We start from the raw sequence: 20,954 nt of genomic DNA, 5'->3' as shown, positions 1-20,954 counted from the left end.
TAAAGGCCGTCTGAAAATCTTTCAGACGGCCTTTTTCTTTAAAAGAATCAAGATAAAATAATCAAATCAAACACCTTTACAAATAGCGATGCCACACCAGCAGCATTCAATAAAAAATAAAACCTGAGGCCTTTTAATTCCTCAGGTTTTATTTATTAAGCCTTATGCTTTTTCTTGCTGACGTTTTCTTTCTGCCATCATCTCATGCAATGTTTGCTTGGCAGGTTTCATCGGAACATGGTTATTGGTCCAGCTTAACTGCTTGCTTGGCGTCAATGCACGGAATTTGGTAGCAGCCCAGCCGAATGCTCGATAAGCCTTACTGCCGCTGAAAATACCGTTAAACGTACGCCATGCCATTTGTTCGCCGAAAGTATGCGATGCACCTTGACCACGAATAGGATGTGGAACGGTTTCTGTTGGCGAACGTTGTGCTTCAACACGCAGACGTTGCATTTGTTCGGTAATCGGAATGCGTACTGGACAAACTTCAACGCAGGCGCCACACATGGTACACGCAGTCGGCAGATCGCGTGTCGCATCCAAACCTAACAAATGCGGAGAGATAATCTCGCCAATCGGGCCGGGATAAGTCGTACCGTAAGCCGCGCCACCGATACGGGTGTAAACCGGACAGTGGTTCATACACGCACCGCAACGGATACATTGCAAGGTACGGCGCATTTGATCTTCTGCATAAGCTTGACTACGGCCGTTATCAAGCAGTACCAAGTGCATTTCTTGAGGGCCGTCCAGCTCTTCGCTACGGCGAGGGCCGGTAATCATATTGAAATAAGTGGTAATGTTCTGACCGATGGCGGAGCGTGGCAACAGGCTGTATAAAGGTGGAACATCCGACAGCTTCGCAACCACTTTTTCAATACCGGTAATGGCAATGTGCACAGGCGGTACAGTGGTACTCAAGCGGCCGTTGCCTTCGTTTTCGACCAGACACAAAGTGCCCGTTTCAGCAACGGCAAAGTTCACACCGCTCAAACCGACATCGGCAGTGCTGTAAATATCGCGCAATGCTTTACGCGCAAATCCAGTCAACTGGTCTACATCATCTGTTAATGGAGTGCCAAGGTTTTGATGGAAAAGCTCGCTAACCTGCTCTTTGGTCTTGTGAATGGCAGGCATCACGATATGGGTTGGTTTTTCGCCGGCCATTTGAACGATAAACTCGCCCAAGTCGCTCTCAACCGCTTTGATGCCTTGGTCTTGCAGATAATGGTTCAGCTCAATCTCTTCGCTGACCATAGATTTGCCTTTCACCATCAGCTTACCGTTTTTATCGGTAATGATGTTGTGAATGATTTGGCAGGCTTCGGCAGGTGTTTCCGCCCAGTGGACTTTAACGCCCAGCTTGGTCAGGTTTTCTTCCAATTGTTCCAGCAATGCAGGCAATTTGGACAACGAACGTTGACGGACATGTTCACACAAGTCACGCAGGCTTTGCAGCTCTTCTTCATCTGTCAAAACGGCTTTGCGCTTGGTCATCAGCATATCCATCGCTGTGCGCAAGCTTTTACGCAGAGGCTTGTCTTGCAAAGAAATCGCGGCGTTTTGCTTGAACGTTTCCGGCTTCATATGGAATTTAATGGTTTGGGAACTCATGCTTTTTCCTCCAAATCGGCAGGGGAAATGTGATCAGGCAGAACAGCCAAAACCACCAAATCGCGCGGGCCGTGTGCACCATAGGCCAAAGTCAATTGAATATCGGCAGTCTTAGACGGGCCGGAAATCAAAATAACGTTGGTAGGCATGCCTTTTCCTACCAGTTTTTCGCCTTCAACAGCATTATGGAATTCATTGTACATTTTGCTGGTGTCAAACAGGCAGAAATGCACAGGCGGAACCAAACTCAGGCTGCGCGGCTCAACAGGGCTGGACTCCAGCATAATCGTGCCGGTACGGGCAATACCGCATTTAGAGCCGCTAAAACCAGCCTCAATATCGGTAAAGAATTCGTTTTTCCAGTCGTCGATTTTTCGCTCAAAACCACGCGGTTCAATATCGGTATCGGCCAAAGCTGCACGGGCCAGCTGACCATGTTCTGTTTCCAATGGGAGCAGAATGTTTTTCAAGCCTTTACCTTCGGCTGCTTGGCGGAATACTTGCGGCCAGTTGGATTTGGTAACCCAATAGATTTCAGTTTTGACGGCACGCATGGCAGCCGCCCAATGTTTCAAGCGTTCGACATCGTTTGCCCAAGAAACACCCATTTCACGGTAATAATCAAAAACCGGCGGTTCTTCCATCGGCAAGGCATCGGCTTTTTTCAGTTTCGCTAAAATATTTTCGCGCGCGCTCATGCTTTACCTCCGGTACGTTCCAACAGGAAAGATGCAATATGTTTCGGACGCGGCATATTGGGTTCGTCTTTAGCAATTTTGCCGCCGATATTCATCATGCAGCCGCAATCCGCACTGATGATTTCAGTTGCGCCTGTTTCTTTTAAGGCTGCAACTTTGTCGGTTACCATCGCGCCGGAAATATCAGCTTGTTTCACAGAGAATGTACCGCCAAAACCGCAGCACTCGCTTTCATGGTCATGAACGATACGTTCAACATTTTCCATGCCGTCAATCAGCTGCCAGCCTGACACATGGACATTCATCTCACGACGCGCCGCGCAGGAAGTATGAACGGCCACTTTAACCGGCTCGCCTTTATCTTCAGGTTTGTAACCAATCGCCAGCAGGAAGTGGGTGAATTCAATGATACGGTTGGCGCAATCAATGGCTTTTTGCTCGTACTCGGTACCTTTAAACAAAGTCGGCCAGTGGTGTTTCATCATGCCACCGCAAGAACCGGAAGGCACGACAATCGGCCAATTTTCAGGGAATAAATCCAGTTGCGCTTTGGCAACATCAAAGGCTTCTTTAGGATGGCCTGATGAATAGGCTGGTTGGCCACAGCAGCTTTGCTCCATCGGATAATGGATACGGATGCCCTGTTGTTCGATTAAAGTGATGGCATCCATACCGGCTTCAGGCATGAAAAGGTCGAGAACGCAAGTACCGAAGAAATAAGCATCGGTTGGCTTGCTGTCGAATACGGTGATTTGTGGTGGTTTGATTGCGCTCATTTTTTTGGAACGGGACAACCCGTTTTCTTGTGTAAAAATAAGATGGGTACTTTAAGTAATTGCTTGTAATGGGTCAAGTCTAATTTTAAAAAATAATATTAAAAAAGCATGACAAACCAGACAAACACCCCTTCCTTATTAACTTGATAATATAAACAATAACCACTATCAATAATAGATTTTATGGATTCATTTTTTGATGAATGAAATTCGTACATTCCCTCTCTATTTAAAACAGAATAACTGCCTCTTTCTAGAATTTTGATTTACATCAGAAGTCATGAACTTAATCTCCATGACACGTTTTTAGATGAAATAAGTAATCCGCTATGTTGCACATATGTTTCAGACGGCCATATTGAAATAAAGAGATATCTAAGATAATAAAAATAAAAGTTTTTCTCACAAACTCAGGCCGTCTGAAAGATAAGTTCGTCAAAAGGCCGCTTTTCATATGCTCAACCCTACTTTTAATCAAAATCAAACACTTGAAAAAACCTTTTCCGGAGCCGAGAAAACCCTATGCACACTCAAGCACTTCCAGTATCATTGAGACAGTTTCTTGACACAAAATTACAGTCTTAGCCGCCCACAATCGGCATGAATTTGCAAAAGAAGTGAAACCAAGCTTCAAAACAATTTCACCTTAACTTCGGAGTAGGCATTATGTTGACCCAGACTCAACAGGTTGATTTGACCTTGCATCACCTTAAAGAACGCACTCTATCGATTTATACCCCCGAACAGCGTGTAAGTATCGAGACATCTGAAGACTGGAAACAGTTTGACAGACGACTTGAAGAACACTTCCCAAAACTGATGCACGAGCTGGATAATGTTTACAACAACAACGAAGCCGTCCTCCCCATGCTGGAGCAACTGATTGCCCAAGCATGGCAAAGCTATTCCCAACGCAACTCATCCTTAAAAGATATTGATATTGCGCGTGAAAACGATCCTGACTGGATTTTATCCAACAAACAGGTTGGCGGCGTGTGCTACGTCGATTTGTTCGCAGGCGATCTGCAAGGTTTGAAAGCCAAAATCCCCTATTTCCAAGAGTTGGGTCTGACCTATCTGCACCTGATGCCCCTGTTTAAATGCCCTGAAGGCAAAAGCGACGGCGGCTATGCGGTCAGCAGCTACCGCGATGTCAATCCGGCACTGGGCACAATAGACGACTTGCGCGATGTCATTGCCGCCTTGCATGAAGCAGGTATTTCCGCCGTTGTCGATTTCATCTTCAACCATACTTCTAACGAACACGAATGGGCAAAAGGCTGCGCCGCCGGCGATCCGCTCTACGACAACTTCTACTACATCTTCCCCGACCGCTGGATGCCCGACCAATACGACCGCACCCTGCGTGAAATCTTCCCCGACCAACATCCGGGCGGCTTCTCCCAACTGGAAGACGGACGCTGGGTATGGACGACGTTCAACTCCTTCCAATGGGACTTGAATTACAGCAACCCATGGGTATTCCGTGCCATGGCAGGCGAAATGATGTTCCTTGCCAACTTGGGCGTTGATATTCTGCGCATGGACGCTGTTGCCTTTATTTGGAAGCAAATGGGCACAAGCTGCGAAAACCTGCCGCAAGCCCATGCCTTAATTCGCGCGTTTAACTCCGTAATGCGTATTGCAGCGCCAGCTGTGTTCTTCAAATCCGAAGCCATTGTCCATCCTGACCAAGTTGTCCAATACATCAGCCAAGACGAATGTCAAATCGGCTACAACCCTCTGCAAATGGCATTGTTGTGGAACACCCTCGCCACGCGCGAAGTCAACCTGCTCCATCAAGCACTGACCTACCGTCACAACCTGCCCGACCACACGGCATGGGTCAACTACGTCCGCAGCCATGACGACATCGGCTGGACGTTCGCCGACGAAGACGCATCGCAATTCGGCATCCACGGCTACGACCACCGCCAATTCCTCAACCGCTTCTTCGTCAACCATTTCGACGGCAGCTTCGCGCGCGGTGTACCGTTCCAATACAACCCAAGCACAGGCGACTGCCGTGTCAGCGGTACAGCCGCAGCATTGGTCGGCTTGGCGCAAAACGATCCATATGCCGTTGAGCGCATTAAACTTTTGTACAGCATTGCTTTGAGTACCGGCGGCCTACCGCTGATTTACCTAGGCGACGAAGTCGGTACGCTCAACGACGACGACTGGTCGAACGATAGCAACAAGAGCGACGACAGCCGCTGGGCACACCGTCCTCGTTACAATGAGGAGTTGTATAACCAACGTCATGACGGCTCGACCACTGCCGGTCAAATCTTCCAAGGTTTGCGCCATATGATTTCCATCCGCCAAAGCAATCCGCGCTTTAATGGCGGCAGATTGGTCACCTTCAACACCAACAACAAACACATCATCGGCTATATGCGCAACAACGCGCTTTTGGCATTCGGCAACTTCAGCGAACATGCGCAAACCATCAGTGCGCACACTCTGCAGGCCATGCCGTTTAAAGCGCACGATTTGATCAGCGGCCAAACCGTTTCTCTGAATCAGGATTTGGTACTGCAACCCTATCAAGTCATGTGGCTTGAAATTGCATAAGCCGAAATTTTGATACACCACTCAAGGCCGTCTGAACAAATCAGCGTTCAGACGGCCTTTTAAGAAATAAGATGTATTTTGTATTTTGGGCAGTTTCGCTTAGAATGCACGCTTTAATACTAAATGACACACTTAAAGTCAGGAGTAAAAATCCATGTTGAAAAAATTCGTACTCGGTACCATCGCTGCAGTAGTTTTGGCTGCTTGCGGTGGAGAAGGTAGCAACTCAGCTTCTTCTGCTCCGGCACAATCCGGTGCGGCCTCCGGCTCGCTGATTGAGCGTATCAACAACAAAGGTACCATCACTGTCGGTACGGAAGGTACTTACGCACCATTTACCTACCACGACAAAGACGGCAAATTGACCGGCTATGATGTCGAAGTAACCCGCGCAGTTGCCGACAAACTGGGCATCAAAGTTGAATTTAAAGAAACACGTTGGGACTCCATGATGGCAGGTTTAAAAGCCGGCCGTTTTGACGTAGTCGCCAACCAAGTTGGCCTGACCAGCCCTGAGCGTCAAGCGACTTTTGACAAATCCGAACCTTACAGCTGGAGCGGTGCTGTATTGGTTGTACGCAAAGACAGCAACATCAAATCCATAGATGACATCAAAGGCGTGAAAACCGCACAATCCCTGACCAGTAACTATGGTGAAAAAGCCAAAGCTGCAGGCGCAGAACTCGTACCGGTAGATGGTTTGGCACAATCTCTGACCCTGATTGAACAAAAACGTGCCGACGCAACCCTGAACGACGAATTGGCAGTATTGGACTACCTGAAAAATAAACCTGATGCTGGTGTAAAAATCGTTTGGTCTGCCCCGGCTGATGAAAAAGTCGGCTCCGGCTTGATTGTCAATAAAGGCAATGATGAGGCATTGGCCAAATTCAGCACAGCCATGACTGAGCTGAAAGCCGACGGCACGCTGAAAAAGCTGGGCGAACAATTCTTCGGAAAAGACATCAGTGTTAAATAATTTTCTTGCTTCTCTGCCGTTTATGACGGAAACACGCGCTGATATGTTCATCAGCGCGTTTTGGCCTATGGTCAAAGCCTGCTTTATAGTATCTCTTCCTCTGGCGATTGCTTCTTTCGTTATCGGTATGATTATTGCCGTAGCCGTTGCTTTGGTAAGAATCATGCCACCAGGTGGAATTCTTCAAAAAATTCTACTTAAAGTGGTTGAATTCTATATTTCGGTCATTCGTGGAACACCGCTTTTAATACAACTAGCAGTGGTCTTCTACGGTCTGCCATCTGTTGGTATTTATATCGACCCGATTCCTGCCGCCATCATCGGCTTTTCGCTCAATGTCGGCTCATACGCTTCCGAAACCATACGCGCGGCAATTTTGTCCGTACCTAAAGGCCAATGGGAAGCCGGTTTCTCCATCGGTATGACCTATATGCAGACTTTCCACCGCATTGTCGCTCCGCAGGCATTCCGCGTTGCCGTACCGCCTTTGAGCAATGAATTTATCGGTTTATTCAAAAATACCTCGCTTGCAGCTGTTGTAACGGTAACTGAATTATTCCAAGTTACCCAACAGATTGCGAATCGCTCCTATGACTATCTACCGGTTTATATCGAAGCCGCATTGGTTTATTGGTGTTTCTGTAAAGTGCTGTTTTTGATTCAGGCGCGTTTGGAAAAACGTTTCGACCGTTATGTCGCCAAATAAGGAGTTGTCATGATTAAAATCCGCAATATCCATAAGACCTTTGGCGAAAATACCATTTTGCGCGGCATCGATTTGGATGTCGGCAAAGGACAGGTGGTGGTTATCCTAGGCCCGTCCGGATCAGGCAAAACCACGTTTTTACGCTGTTTAAACGCTTTAGAAATGCCTGAACAAGGTCAGATCGAGTTTGACAATGCGCAGCCGTTAAGCATCGATTTTTCCAAAAAACCAAGCAAACATGATATTTTGGCACTGCGCCGCAAATCCGGCATGGTGTTCCAACAATACAACCTCTTTCCACACAAAACTGCGTTGGAAAACGTCATGGAAGGGCCGGTTGCCGTACAAGGCAAGCCTGTCGCCAAAGCGCGTGAAGAGGCTGTCAAATTGCTTGAAAAAGTCGGTTTGGGCGATAAGATTGACCTCTACCCCTACCAACTCTCCGGCGGTCAACAGCAGCGTGTCGGCATTGCCCGCGCATTGGCAATTCAGCCTGAATTAATGCTGTTTGATGAACCGACTTCCGCACTCGACCCTGAATTGGTGCAAGATGTTTTGGATACCATGAAGGAATTGGCACAAGAAGGCTGGACCATGGTTGTCGTTACGCATGAAATCAAATTTGCCTTAGAAGTGGCAACCACCGTCGTTGTGATGGATGGCGGCGTTATTGTCGAACAAGGCAGCCCGCAAGATTTGTTCAATCATCCCAAACATGAGCGGACACAAAAATTCCTGCGCCAAATCCATGCAGACAATGCCAATCTTCAAATTTAATTGAAACGACAGACAATTTGAAAGCATTCCCGACTGTCATTTCATAAAGGCCGTCTAAATAAGTGAAATAGAAATCGTTGATTTCGTTTTCATACTTGTTCAGACGGCCTTTTATATGTCTTTTCAGGTAAAATAACGCCTTTCGTTTTACTTACCCCCTTGCCTGCCATCATGATAGAAATTAAAAAACTCACCCTGCAACGCGGTTTGAAAGTCCTGCTTGATAAAGCCGATGCCGTAATCAACCCCGGCCAACGCGTTGGATTAATCGGTAAAAACGGTACGGGAAAATCCAGCCTGTTTGCGCTGATAAAAGGTGAAATCACGCAAGATGGCGGCGAAATCCTTATTCCCAAAACATGGCGTCTGGCTTCCGTCTCTCAAGAAACGCCTGATTTAGATATTTCCGCTTTAGACTACGTTTTGCAAGGCGATGCCGAATTGCAGGCTTTTCAGACGGCCTTGGCCCAAGCAGAAGCGCAAAACGACGGCATGAAGCAAGCCGAATATCACGCCAAACTTGAAGAAATCGATGCCTATACTGCTCCGGCTCGCGCCGCCAAACTGCTTAACGGCTTGGGTTTTGCACAAGAAGAACATACCCGTCCCGTCAAATCCTTCTCCGGCGGCTGGCGTATGCGCCTCAACCTTGCCCAAGCGCTGATTTGTCGTGCTGATTTGCTGCTTTTGGACGAACCGACCAACCATTTGGATTTAGAAACCGTACTATGGCTGGAAAACCATCTCGCTTCCCTGCCCTGTACGCAAATCATCATCTCCCATGACCGCGACTTTTTGAATGCCACCACAACCCACACCATCGAGCTGTCGCAACAAAAACTGACCCAATACGGCGGCAATTACGATTTCTACCAAGCGGAACGTGCCCAACGTCTGGCGCAACAACAAGCCGCCTACGTCAAACAGCAGGCGCAAATCAAACATCTGCAATCCTTTATCGACCGTTTCAAAGCCAAAGCCACAAAGGCCGTACAAGCTCAAAGCCGCATGAAAGCATTAGCCAAGCTCGAGCGCATCGCCCCAGCGCATTTGGATAGTGAGTTTTCCTTTGAGTTTGCCAATCCGACCCACCTGCCCAATCCATTGTTGAAACTCGACCATGCCGACTTGGGTTATGGCGACAATACCGTTTTGCACGATATCACCTTGTCTCTGGAAAGCGGCGCACGTTACGGCCTATTGGGCGTTAACGGCAGCGGTAAATCTACATTTATCAAAGCATTGGCAGGAAAAATCGATTTACTTTCCGGCAGCATCGTACGCTCCGAGAAGCTCAATATCGGCTATTTTGCCCAACACCAACTGGACACATTGCGCGCCGATCAAAGTCCGGTTTGGCATATCCAGCAGCTTTCGCCCGAAGTCCGAGAACAGGAAATCCGCAACTTTTTAGGCGGTTTCAACTTTGTCGGCGATATGGCGGTTCAAAAGACCGAGCCTTTTTCGGGTGGTGAAAAAGCGCGGCTCGCCCTTGCCATGATTATCTGGCAAAAACCTAATCTGCTGCTGCTTGACGAACCGACCAACCACCTAGACTTGGATATGCGCCACGCCCTGACACTTGCCCTGCAAAGTTTCCAAGGCGCATTGATTGTCGTTTCGCACGACCGCAGCCTGCTTGAAGCAACTACCGACAGCTTCCTACTGATTGACAAAGGCCGTCTGAACAACTTCGACGGCGATTTGAACGACTACCGTCAATGGCGATTAGCACAAGAAAACGCCGCAGCAGCTCCCGCCGCTTCTGCACAAAGCCAAAGCCGTAAGGATACCAAGCGCATAGAAGCACAAATCCGTCAGGAAAAAGCCAAACGCAGCAAACCGATTCAGCAGAAAATCGACAAAGCCGAAAAAGAAATCGTGCGATTGACTGATATTCAGACGGCCTGTGAAGCATTTTTGGCACAAGAATCTGCTTATTCAGAAGAAAATAAACCCAAATTGCAAGAGACACTCGCACAATTAACAGAAACTAAAGTAAAATTAACGCGACTGGAAGAAAACTGGCTGCAATGGCAGGAAGAGCTTGAGCAAATCCAAGTTGATGTCGAAGCCGAGTTTTCCCAATAAAAATAGAGCCATCAGGCCGTCTGAAATAAAACACAATACGGAAAAACATGACCTCAACCATCAAACAAGCCGGATACCTCCTCGTATCCTCTTTCGTCTTGGGCATTTCTCTTCACGCAGCCGCCGCAGTTTATTCCTGCGGCAACGGCAGCTATACTTCCGAACCCAAATCCTCCTGCGCACAAGCCGAGTTGCCTAAAATCAGCGGCCATCAAGGCAGCGGTTACCACCTCAACATCCGCAGCCTCAATGCCTCTGATGAACGTGCAAGTGCAAAGCCTAAGAAAAAGGCACGCGCGGAAAAATCCGATAAACAAGAGAAAAAAGCCGACAAACCGAGTAAAAACAAAAACGGTGCAAAAGCTAAAAAACAGCAGCCTATGCCGTCTGAACAAGAATAAAATGCTCAACTGCAACGAATCAGCCCTACCTGAATCATGAAAAAATATCTGCTTACCCTATCCCTGCTGCTTGCTGTTTTCAACAGCCAAGCCGACGCCGCAAAAATCTATACCTGTGAAGTCAACGGCTCAATTGTCTATACCTCGCGCCCAAGCGGCAACTGCCAAGCCGTCAACGATTTGCCGATTGTCGGCAAATACAGCAGCAGCCGATACGACGCCCCGGTCAGCGATGCGCCTACACTCAACGCGCCGACATCACAAACAGCTCCGGCAAAAAGCAAAAACACAGCGGCAAAATCCAACCACAAAGTAACGCCCAAACCTGCCCCTGTCCGCACCGCTTCTGAAACAGCTCCTCCTCCGGTTCCCAAATCCTCCGGTGTCAACAGCCGCCGTTCTATTTTGGAAACCGAGTTATCCAATGAACGCGCGGCTTTGGCCGATGCCAAAAAGCAACTGAGCCAAGCGCGGACAGCCAAAGGTGGCAGCGTCAATCAACAGGCCATCAGTACGCTGCAAGGTGCGGTTCTGGATAGAGAGAAAAACATTCAAGCCCTACAACGCGAACTGGGCAGAATGTAAGTCCAAATCAATCAAAACATCAGGCCGTCTGAATAGGTGGAAACGAAATCCAAAATTTTCGTCACGCCAAACAGACGGCCTGAATCCCATAATGATTACGCCCTTTTCAATTTCTTGTGCCCAGTAAATACGGTATAATTTGCCCTTTACGCACATTACCTCCGGTCTTTTCAGACGGCCTTTATCTCATGACTGCAAAATCTTCTAAAACCCAAACAAAAAAACGCGTCTCTACCAAACCGGCAGCCAAACCGACCACACGCAAATCCACCAAAGCACAAACTCAAGCCGACAATAAGGTCTCCCAACGCCTGAAAGCCGCCAAAGAGCTGCAAAAAAACGAAGAAAAAAAAGCGCGCCCCGAGCATGTCGTCAACTTGATTAATGATGCTTTATGGCTGTTTGGCTTGGTTATCACCATTTATCTGGCCATTTCCCTGGCCAGTTTCAGCATGGACGACCCTGCATGGTCGCGCAGCGTTCCAAAAAGCCATGATGTTGCCAACCTCGGTGGCCTTTTTGGTTCCTATCTTTCCGATGTCGGGTATTATTTGTTCGGCCTATCGTTTTGGTGGTGGATCGCCGCCTCTTGCGTTTTCCTCTACAAAAATTTCCGCCCCATGAAAAAGCAGGAAAACCATAAACCTTACAATCACGGCGTAGCTGCTTTGGCATTATTCCTCCTGCTGGTGTGCAGTCCGATTATCGAACATTTTCTGTTTGACAACGCATTGAGCGAATCCCTTCCCGTCGGTGCAGGCGGCTTGGTCGGCTTGTTGGCCGGTTCAGGCTTGGCTTGGCTGCTGGGTAAGTCGGGCAGCCTGTTGATTATGCTGGTGATGTTGCTTTTATCCATTTCCCTGTTGGCTCAGGTGTCATGGTTGGAAGTCATGGCCAAATCCGGCAGCCATATGGGCGGTCTGTTTGGCAACCTGATGAAAAAACTGTCTCAGTTCCAAAATAAAAAAGAAGATGTCCACTCCGAAGCTTTGGAAACCCAAAATACGCGCCGCATGGTTAAAGAAGCCAAAACCATTACCGCTACTCCGGTGGCTCCGTTGGCAGGTAGCAGCAGCAACCGTAAAACCGTTGCCGTATCCGTTGCGCCGCCCCCTAAAATCCAAACTTCCCTGTTTGACGATACTGAACCTAAAAACAACGGCGAATACCACAAACCCAACATGAACCTGTTGCGTATGCCGTCTGAAGAACCGGTTGCCGTCAATCCAGATGAATTACAACAGACCGCAGAATTAATCGAGGCCAAGCTGGCTGAATTTGGCATCGGCGTACAGGTTGTTTCCGCCACTTCCGGCCCCGTGATTACCCGCTACGAAATCGAACCGGCACAAGGTGTCAAAGGCAGCCAAATTGTCGCCCTGTCCAAAGATTTGGCGCGCTCAATGTCTCTGCAAGCGGTACGTATCGTAGAAACCATTGCCGGTAAAAACACCATGGGCATCGAATTACCCAATGAGAAACGCCAAGACGTGATGTTGAGTGAGATCCTCTCTTCTCCCGTGTTTACCGATGCCAAGTCCAAACTGACCGTTGCTTTGGGTAAAGATATTGCAGGTACGCCCGTTGTCGGCGACTTGGCAAAAATGCCGCATCTTTTAGTCGCAGGTATGACCGGCTCTGGTAAATCCGTCGGTGTGAACGGCATGATTATGTCCATGCTCTTCAAAGCCACGCCCGACGAAGTCCGCTTCATTATGATTGACCCGAAAATGCTGGAATTGAGCATTTACGACGGCATTCCGCACCTGCTTTGTCCGGTTGTGACCGATATGCGCGAGGCAGGACAAGCGTTGAACTGGTGTGTTGCCGAAATGGAAAAACGCTACCGCCTGCTTTCCCATGCCGGCGTGCGCAATTTGGACGGTTTCAACCAAAAAGTCGAACAAGCCAAAGCGGCAGGTAAGCCATTACTCAATCCGTTCAGCTTAAATCCTGACGATCCTGAGCCTCTGGAAAAACTACCGTTGATTGTGGTCGTCATTGACGAATTGGCAGACTTGATGATGACCGAACGCAAATCCGTTGAGCAGCAAATCGCACGCCTTGCCCAAAAAGCGCGTGCGGCAGGCATTCACATGATTGTCGCCACCCAGCGTCCGAGTGTCGACGTGGTTACCGGCCTGATTAAAGCCAACATTCCGACACGCATGGCCTTTACCGTACAAAGCAAAATCGACAGCCGCACCATTCTTGACCAAATGGGTGCGGACGAATTGCTCAAATACGGCGACTCATTATTCCTGCAACCGGGTAGCGCAGAACCGACACGCCTGCAAGGTGCGTTTGTTTCCGATGATGAAGTACATCAGGTCGTCAATTTCGTCAAAGAACAGGCTCCGACCAATTATGTGGAAGGTCTGCTCAGTGGCGAAGCGGCCATCGAAACCACCAATATTGTCAATCCGAACGCAAACAGCGATGAGTTATTTGATCAAGCCGTTGCCTTCGTATTGGAAAGCCGCAAGACTTCCATTTCCGCCCTGCAACGCCAATTGCGCATCGGCTACAACCGTGCCGCCAATTTGATAGATGCGCTTGAAAATGCCGGTGTTCTCTCTCCTGCAGACATCAACGGCAGCCGACGGATTCTGGCACAAAAAGACCAGCTGTAAAAAACAACAATATCAAAACACAAAGGCCGTCTGAAAAGAATTTCCCACTTTTCAGACGGCCTTTTTATGTTATTCATGAAACATTGTGTTATACTAAGCAGCTAAATTTTGACCTTATGCACGCTTCCGAAATTCTTCGGAATACTGAGCAGAAGGATAACCGTTTAAACACAACAAATTTAAGGGCTTACGATGAGCGTAACTGTTGAAACTTTAGAAAATCTGGAACGCAAAGTAGTATTGTCTCTGCCTTGGTCCAAAATCAACGCAGAAACTGAGAAAAAACTGAAACAAACCCAACGCCGCGCAAAAATTGACGGCTTCCGTCCGGGTAAAGCACCGTTCAAAATGATTGCCCAAATGTACGGCGCAAGCGCACAAAACGACGTTATCAACGAATTGGTACAACGCGAATTCTACGAAGTTGCCGTTGCTCAAGAATTGAAAGTTGCCGGTTACCCACGCTTTGAAGGCGTTGAAGAACAAGACGATCAAGAGTCTTTCAAAGTTGCCGCTATTTTTGAAGTTTTCCCTGAAGTAACTATTGGCGACCTGTCTGCCCAAGAAGTAGAAAAAGTTACTGCGACTGTTGGCGATGCCGAAGTTGACCAAACTGTAGAAATCCTGCGCAAACAACGCACCCGCTTCAACCATGTTGAGCGCGAAGCCCAAAACGGCGACCGCGTCATCATCGACTTCGAAGGCAAAATCGACGGCGAACCTTTCGCCGGCGGCGCATCCAAAAACTACGCCTTCGTATTGGGCGCAGGTCAAATGTTGCCTGAATTTGAAGCCGGCGTAGTCGGCATGAAGGCAGGCGAAAGCAAAGACGTTACCGTCAATTTCCCTGAAGACTACCACGGTAAAGACGTTGCCGGTAAATCCGCTGTCTTCACCATCACATTGAACAACGTATCCGAACCCATCCTGCCCGAAGTTGATGCCGACTTCGCCAAAGCATTGGGTATCGCCGACGGCGACGTTGCTAAAATGCGGGAAGAAGTGAAGAAAAACGTTGGCCGCGAAGTTGAGCGCCGCATCGGTGAACAAACCAAAGAATCTGTCATGAACGCGCTGCTCAAAGCCGTAGAGCTGAAAGCGCCTGTTGCTTTGGTAAATGAAGAAGCCGCCCGCTTGGCAAACGAAATGAAACAAAACTTCGTCAACCAAGGCATGGCTGACGCTGCCAACTTGGATCTGCCTTTGGACATGTTCAAAGAGCAAGCCGAACGCCGCGTATCTTTGGGTCTGATTTTGGCCAAACTGGTTGAAGAAAACAAACTGGAACCGACTGAAGAGCAAATCAAAGCCGTTGTTGCCAACTTCGCAGAAAGCTACGAAGATCCTCAAGAAGTGATCGACTGGTACTACGCAGAGCCTTCCCGCCTGCAAGGTCCGACTTCTTTGGCAGTAGAAAGCAACGTCGTTGATTTCGTTCTGAGCAAAGCTAAAGTAACTGAAAAAGCGCTGTCTTTTGACGAAGTAATGGGCGCACAAGCTTAATCGCTCTAAGGCCGTCTGAAACAGACAATCAAAAGCACCGAAGCGCTTTAAATGCTTTGGTGCTTTTCCATCATTAACAGGAGACAAAAATGTCCTTCGATTTCAATAATTACCTTGTCCCTACCGTTATCGAACAAAGCGGTCGCGGCGAGCGCGCATTCGACATCTACTCACGCCTTTTGAAAGAGCGCATCGTTTTCTTGATCGGCCCGGTGACAGACGAATCTGCCAACTTGGTTGTTGCGCAATTACTGTTCTTGGAAAGTGAAAACCCTGATAAAGATATCTTCTTCTATATCAACTCTCCGGGCGGTTCGGTTACTGCCGGTATGTCGATTTACGACACCATGAACTTCATCAAGCCTCATGTTTCTACTTTATGCTTGGGCCAAGCGGCAAGCATGGGCGCATTCCTGTTGTCCGCAGGCGAAAAAGGCAAACGCTTTGCCCTGCCAAACAGCCGCATCATGATTCACCAACCGCTCATCAGCGGCGGCTTGGCCGGCCAAGCTTCCGACATTGAAATTCACGCTAAAGAGCTGCTGAAAATCAAAGAGAAACTGAACCGCTTACTCGCCAAACATTGTGATCGCGATTTAGCCGACTTGGAACGCGATACCGACCGCGACAATTATATGTCTGCCGATGAAGCTAAAGAATATGGTTTGATTGACCAAGTTTTGGAAAACCGCGCCTCTCTGCAAGCCTAATCTTTATAGTTTTTAAATCAAAAGGCCGTCTGAAAAATATATATTCAGACGGCCTTTCTTCAATCTTACTTCGTGTTGTCTTTGTTATTCACTTGAACCGGATACAGCAAAATCAAAGGATTGGCTTTCACTTGACTCCAGAAGCTCTTCAGTAGATTACGCATACTGCCCAAACGCGTGCCGCGAGAACGGAGCGCAACAGCCAAAGCCAAAGAAAAGCTGACCACCAGATTCACCATACCGATTGCCAATACACTTGCCAAGCCAAGTATAAAAGTGAATATATCTGCATGACCGCTAATCGCGGCATAACCCAAGTTTGCCGAAGAGAACGCCACATGGCGAATATCCAGCGGCAAGCCGAAAAGATGGCCAAAATAGCCGGTCATCCCCAAGAGCATACCGAAAATAAAATTGCCCATAAGCGAGCCGTAATGCTTATGAATATAAGCGGCCAAACGGCGACGCGGCTGCGGACGCATGATTTTTCGTAAAAACGGATTAAACGGCAGGCGCTGACGCAGGTTCAGATAATCAGAACGGTTGTCAAAGAAGCCGGCAATAATCCCCGAGCAAAACAACCATACACCGGCAATAGCGGCATACCATAAGGTCGGCTGAGTAAAAATCTCAATAGATTTAAGCTGGTAGGCTGTAACTGCCTCATTCAATAAAGGCTGGTCATGCGTGTAGGCATAACTCCAAGCGATCCCCGCCGCCAACAATACGGCAATCGATACATTACCAAATACGGCAACACTTTGCGAACGACACACATCAATCAGCAGTTTTGCCAATTTGTTGTCCACCGCTTTACTGCCTTCATTTGAGTCCACCTGCTCGGCAAAGCTCGCCGCCGTCATGGCAGGCTGCTTGGTCGCAACGGTGCAGTGCAGCATATGAATCAGCATAAAGCCTAAGCCGTAGTTAAGTCCGGCAAGGAATGAAGTAGTAAACTCGCCAAATCCCAAAGACGCAATATGGATTTTATTCAACGCCATCAAAGCAATAATTACGCCGCCGCCTGCTGCGGAATAAAACATTTTGAAATATTCGCTACGGTTGCGCGTAATATAATGCTCACCATGATGGCTTTTGTTTTCCGTAATACTGCGCGCCAGCATTCGGATACTGCTTTTACGCAAGTGGCTGGTGCTGTATTGCTCTACCGCCGCGTAAATCATCGCATTCATCAGATTGATGGTTAAGCGGGTACGGCTGCCGGTTTCGATTTGAATATTGGTCAACAGTTTCAGACGACTAATGGTTTGTTGCAGGCGCTCCAACAAGTGCGCCACTTTCACTGACGAACCAGACCCGGCTCCGGTACCACGACGGCGCAAATAGTCAATTTGCTTTTCACACTGGTCAAACATAACCTCCAAATGCGCCGTGTCATACGTTTCTTCGCTATGGCGATAGTGTTCCACCATCTTCGCAATTTCGCGCTGTAAAGCGACAAATGCAGAATCCGCTTCCAACAAACGGGGGGCAATCCGTATTAAGTCCGGCTCAATCGCTTCGGAAGCAATCCAGATGGACAACATTTCTACCGCACGCAAACGTGCATCTGTTAATTGTCGGCTGGCCGTCTGAAGCAAAGCAGGATCCGCCTTACCCTGCAACAATTCATACATACTCAACCATTGGCGCAAACTCAGGGTTTGCAACCATTTATCATCGTTTTTCGAATGAAAAAGATATAAAAATACTTCGCGCAGATTGGAAAAATCTTTATAAGACGGGCTGAAACGTTCATAAATCCGTATGCCCATCTCCCGAGTAAAACTATGACGTGAGAAAATACCCAGCTTAATCAGCGCAGGATAGATGTGAACTTTGGACAGCCAAGTATAAAAGCGCAGGCTGAATTGACGACATAGAGCATCGTCTTGTTTTAAAGTAGATAAAATCAAATCGAAACGTTCGGAAGCCTGTTTTTTGCCTCCTCGGCGCAAAAATTTGATTAATGCATTGAGAATAAGAACAAAGTCGGTATCATTTAAGCGTTCCGACAAAATAATGTGAAGATTTTGATTAGTCAGTTTTTGCATTGTAGTATTATTACATAAGATGAGATATTTAGCAAGAACTTCGGCAAACAGGTCGGATTATATCGCATTCTTTATCAATCCACGGTACAAGATTTTCAATTAATATCCTCTAAAATTCAATGAATAATTAAATTACATAATAAATATATGATATGAATCAATAATTAAGAAAGGCCGTCTGAATTCTTTCAGACGGCCTTTTACAACAACATACTACATTATTTTAACCTTATGCAAACAAGAGCTTACCACCCTCTTCTTTAACATGGATTGTGCTATCGGGCGCATATTTGCCTTCAAGCAAGGCTTTTGCCAGCGCATTTTCGATTTCAGACTGAATAGCGCGTTTGAGCGGACGGGCACCATACACAGGGTCGAAACCGGCTTTGGCAATCAGATCCAAGGCAGCATCATCGACTTTCAGATGCAGATGTTGCGCTTCCAAACGTTTTTCCAAACCTTTAAGCTGGATTTTCGCAATGCTGCGGATATTAGCCTGATCCAAACCGTGGAACACGACGACTTCGTCAATACGGTTGATCATTTCAGGACGGAAATGTTCTTTCACATCCTCCATTACAACTTCTTTCACCGCTTCGTAGTCTTGAGTACCCATTTGTTGGATATGTTGGCTACCAATATTGGAAGTCATCACGATAACGGTATTTTTGAAGTCTACGGTACGGCCTTGTCCGTCGGTCAAGCGGCCGTCATCCAATACTTGCAGCAAGATGTTGAATACGTCCGGATGGGCTTTTTCCACTTCATCCAAAAGAATCACACTGTACGGTTTGCGGCGGACTTGTTCGGTCAGGTAGCCGCCTTCTTCGTAGCCAACATAGCCGGGAGGCGCACCGATTAAGCGGGCAACAGCATGTTTTTCCATGTATTCGGACATATCGATACGAATCAGATGATCTTCGCTGTCAAACAGGAAACCTGCCAAAGCTTTGCACAACTCGGTTTTACCCACACCGGTCGGGCCTAGGAACAGGAAGCTGCCGTAAGGTTTGTTTGGATCGGCAAGGCCGGAACGGCTGCGGCGGATGGCGTCGGATACAGCACGCACGGCTTCATCTTGGCCGACCACACGGCGGTGCAATACTTCTTCCATTTTCAACAGCTTGTCGCGTTCACCTTCCATCATTTTGGACACAGGGATGCCGGTCATACGGGAAACAATTTCAGCTACCTCATCCGCACCAACTTCGGTACGGAAGAGTTTGTTTTGTTTTTTGCCGTCGGGGTTACTTTCCGCAGCTTGCAACTGTGCGCCCAATTTCGGCAACTCACCGTATTCGAGTTCGGACGCACGGGCAAAATCGCCTTGACGTTTGGCCTGCTCGATTTTGACTTTGATGTCGTCCATCTGTTTCTTGATGTCGGCAGTGCTGGATGATGCCGCTTTTTCGGCTTTCCAGATTTCGTCCAAATCGGCGTATTCTTTTTGCAGTCCGTCGATTTCTTCGTCTATCAATTCCAAACGCTTTTTGCTGGCATCATCGCTTTCTTTGGCAACGTGCATTTTTTCCATTTTGAGCTGGATAATGCGACGGTCAAGTTTATCCATTTGCTCAGGCTTGCTGTCCAGCTCCATTTTGATGCGGCTGGCTGCTTCGTCAATCAAATCAATCGCTTTATCAGGCAGGAAGCGGTCGGTAATATAACGGTCGCTCAACTCTGCTGCGGCAACGATAGCAGGGTCGGTAATATCGATACCATGGTGGATTTCATAACGCTCTTGCAAACCGCGCAAAATAGCGATGGTATCTTCCACGCTTGGCTCACCAACCAATACTTTTTGGAAGCGGCGTTCGAGTGCCGCGTCTTTTTCGATATATTGACGATATTCGTCCAAAGTAGTCGCGCCAATACAATGCAATTCGCCGCGTGCTAAAGCCGGTTTCAGCATATTGCCTGCATCCATTGCACCATCGGTTTTACCTGCGCCAACCAAAGTATGGATTTCGTCGATGAAAATCAGTGTATTGCCATCGTCTTTAGCCAAGTCGTTCAACACGCCTTTCAAGCGTTCTTCAAATTCGCCACGGTATTTCGCGCCGGCAATCAAAGCCGCCAAGTCCAAAACCAAAAGGCGTTTGTTACGCAGGGATTCAGGTACTTCGCCGTTAACAATGCGTTGCGCCAAGCCTTCAACAATAGCGGTTTTACCCACACCAGGCTCACCAATCAGCACAGGGTTGTTTTTGGTACGGCGTTGCAATACCTGAATTGCACGACGGATTTCATCATCGCGACCGATAACAGGGTCAAGCTTGCCGTCTCGGGCGCGTTGAGTCAGGTCAAGTGTGTATTTTTTCAAAGCATCTCGTTGGTCTTCAGCATTCGCATCGTTCACGTTTTGTCCTCCTCGTACCGCATCGATCGCGGCATTGATATTTTGTTCGGTAGCACCGGCTTCTTTCAGAATTTTGCCGGTCGCATCATTCTGCTGAACCAAAGCCAGCAGGAAAAGTTCGCTGGCGATATAGGCATCGCCACGTTTGGTTGCAGCCTTGTCCATCAAGTTCAATACAGCTTGCAACTCACGGCTAGGCAGAATATCGCCACCTTGTCCGGATACTTTTGGCAAGCTGCTCAAATGTTGCTGCAAACGTTGTTTTACTTGAGGCACATTCACACCTGCATGAGCCAGTAACGCAGCAGCACCGCTGTTTTGATCGTCAAGCAACGCTTTTAAGATAAAGCCGGCCTCAAGGTAGCTGCTGTCCGCAGCCAAAGCCAAACTTTGACCTTCTTGCAGAGCTTGCTGAAATTTGGCAGTCAATTTATCAAATCTCATTTTAAGTTCCTCTTCAAATATATTCTGTTAGAGCCTATATAAGC

14 protein-coding genes and 2 pseudogenes are annotated in these 20,954 nt (G+C 47.9%); 11 read left to right on the top strand and 5 right to left on the bottom strand.

What is annotated here, in order from left to right; all coding sequences use genetic code 11:
- Positions 1–162: 162 nt before the first annotated feature.
- From O3682_RS05030 to O3682_RS05020, 3 genes are read right to left on the bottom strand one after another with little or no spacing between them, the layout of a single operon-like run.
- A complete protein-coding gene (locus O3682_RS05030; RefSeq protein WP_049333852.1) occupies positions 163–1,617 on the bottom strand; it encodes a LutB/LldF family L-lactate oxidation iron-sulfur protein in 1,455 nt (484 codons plus the stop codon).
- Positions 1,614–2,315, bottom strand: coding sequence for a LutC/YkgG family protein (locus O3682_RS05025; protein ID WP_371508787.1), 702 nt, complete (start codon positions 2,313–2,315; stop codon positions 1,614–1,616). The genes O3682_RS05030 and O3682_RS05025 overlap by 4 nt, the downstream gene beginning before the upstream one ends.
- Entirely contained in the window at positions 2,312–3,091 is a 780-nt protein-coding gene (locus tag O3682_RS05020) for a (Fe-S)-binding protein (protein WP_070647216.1), read from the bottom strand. The genes O3682_RS05025 and O3682_RS05020 overlap by 4 nt, the downstream gene beginning before the upstream one ends.
- 666 nt (positions 3,092–3,757) lie before the next feature.
- Between O3682_RS05020 and O3682_RS05015 the strand changes: the two genes are divergently transcribed.
- The 11 genes and pseudogenes from O3682_RS05015 (at position 3,758) to clpP (ending at position 16,053) form a co-directional block, all read left to right on the top strand.
- Entirely contained in the window at positions 3,758–5,668 is a 1,911-nt protein-coding gene (locus O3682_RS05015) for an alpha-amylase family protein (protein ID WP_371508786.1), read from the top strand.
- 154 nt (positions 5,669–5,822) lie between these two features.
- A complete protein-coding gene (locus O3682_RS05010; RefSeq protein ID WP_049333849.1) occupies positions 5,823–6,647 on the top strand; it encodes an amino acid ABC transporter substrate-binding protein in 825 nt (274 codons plus the stop codon).
- Positions 6,637–7,353 (top strand): amino acid ABC transporter permease, encoded by a 717-nt coding sequence (locus tag O3682_RS05005; protein ID WP_049333847.1) that lies wholly within the window; start codon positions 6,637–6,639, stop codon positions 7,351–7,353. Before O3682_RS05010 ends, O3682_RS05005 begins: the two co-directional genes overlap by 11 nt.
- Before the next feature lie 9 nt (positions 7,354–7,362).
- Positions 7,363–8,130, top strand: a complete 768-nt coding sequence (locus O3682_RS05000) for an amino acid ABC transporter ATP-binding protein (RefSeq protein WP_371508783.1) — start codon at positions 7,363–7,365, stop codon at positions 8,128–8,130.
- A 171-nt stretch (positions 8,131–8,301) separates the two neighbouring features.
- Complete coding sequence (locus O3682_RS04995) at positions 8,302–10,221, top strand: ATP-binding cassette domain-containing protein (protein ID WP_371508781.1); 1,920 nt, start codon at positions 8,302–8,304, stop codon at positions 10,219–10,221.
- A gap of 47 nt (positions 10,222–10,268) precedes the next feature.
- On the top strand, positions 10,269–10,622 hold the full coding sequence (locus O3682_RS04990; RefSeq protein ID WP_314512134.1) for a nucleolar protein: 354 nt from the start codon (positions 10,269–10,271) through the stop codon (positions 10,620–10,622).
- Positions 10,623–10,658: 36 nt separating this feature from the next.
- On the top strand, positions 10,659–11,207 hold the full coding sequence (locus O3682_RS04985) for a hypothetical protein (RefSeq protein WP_070608323.1): 549 nt from the start codon (positions 10,659–10,661) through the stop codon (positions 11,205–11,207).
- 188 nt (positions 11,208–11,395) lie between these two features.
- A pseudogene (locus O3682_RS04980) lies at positions 11,396–12,098 on the top strand (DNA translocase FtsK 4TM domain-containing protein); the annotation flags it as partial.
- 101 nt (positions 12,099–12,199) lie between these two features.
- Positions 12,200–13,840: pseudogene (locus O3682_RS04975) on the top strand (DNA translocase FtsK); the annotation flags it as partial.
- A 192-nt stretch (positions 13,841–14,032) separates the two neighbouring features.
- Positions 14,033–15,343, top strand: a complete 1,311-nt coding sequence (tig, locus tag O3682_RS04970) for a trigger factor (protein WP_371508779.1) — start codon at positions 14,033–14,035, stop codon at positions 15,341–15,343.
- A gap of 89 nt (positions 15,344–15,432) precedes the next feature.
- Positions 15,433–16,053 (top strand): ATP-dependent Clp endopeptidase proteolytic subunit ClpP, encoded by a 621-nt coding sequence (clpP, locus tag O3682_RS04965; protein ID WP_003683589.1) that lies wholly within the window; start codon positions 15,433–15,435, stop codon positions 16,051–16,053.
- A 65-nt stretch (positions 16,054–16,118) separates the two neighbouring features.
- Here clpP and O3682_RS04960 read toward each other — a convergent pair whose 3' ends face one another.
- Positions 16,119–18,107: a site-specific recombinase gene (locus tag O3682_RS04960; protein WP_371508777.1), complete on the bottom strand. Its 1,989-nt coding sequence runs from the start codon at positions 18,105–18,107 to the stop codon at positions 16,119–16,121.
- A 229-nt stretch (positions 18,108–18,336) separates the two neighbouring features.
- The gene (gene clpB / locus O3682_RS04955) at positions 18,337–20,910 is read right to left on the bottom strand and encodes an ATP-dependent chaperone ClpB (protein WP_371508775.1); all 2,574 of its coding nucleotides are present in this window, start codon (positions 20,908–20,910) and stop codon (positions 18,337–18,339) included.
- Between the last annotated feature and the right edge of the window lie 44 nt (positions 20,911–20,954).

It is taken from the genome of Neisseria sp. 27098_8_112, assembly GCF_041433235.1.
Taxonomy (GTDB): domain Bacteria; phylum Pseudomonadota; class Gammaproteobacteria; order Burkholderiales; family Neisseriaceae; genus Neisseria.
The sequence above is the reverse complement of the archived record's forward strand: the minus strand, read 5'-3'. Positions and strand labels throughout refer to the sequence as shown.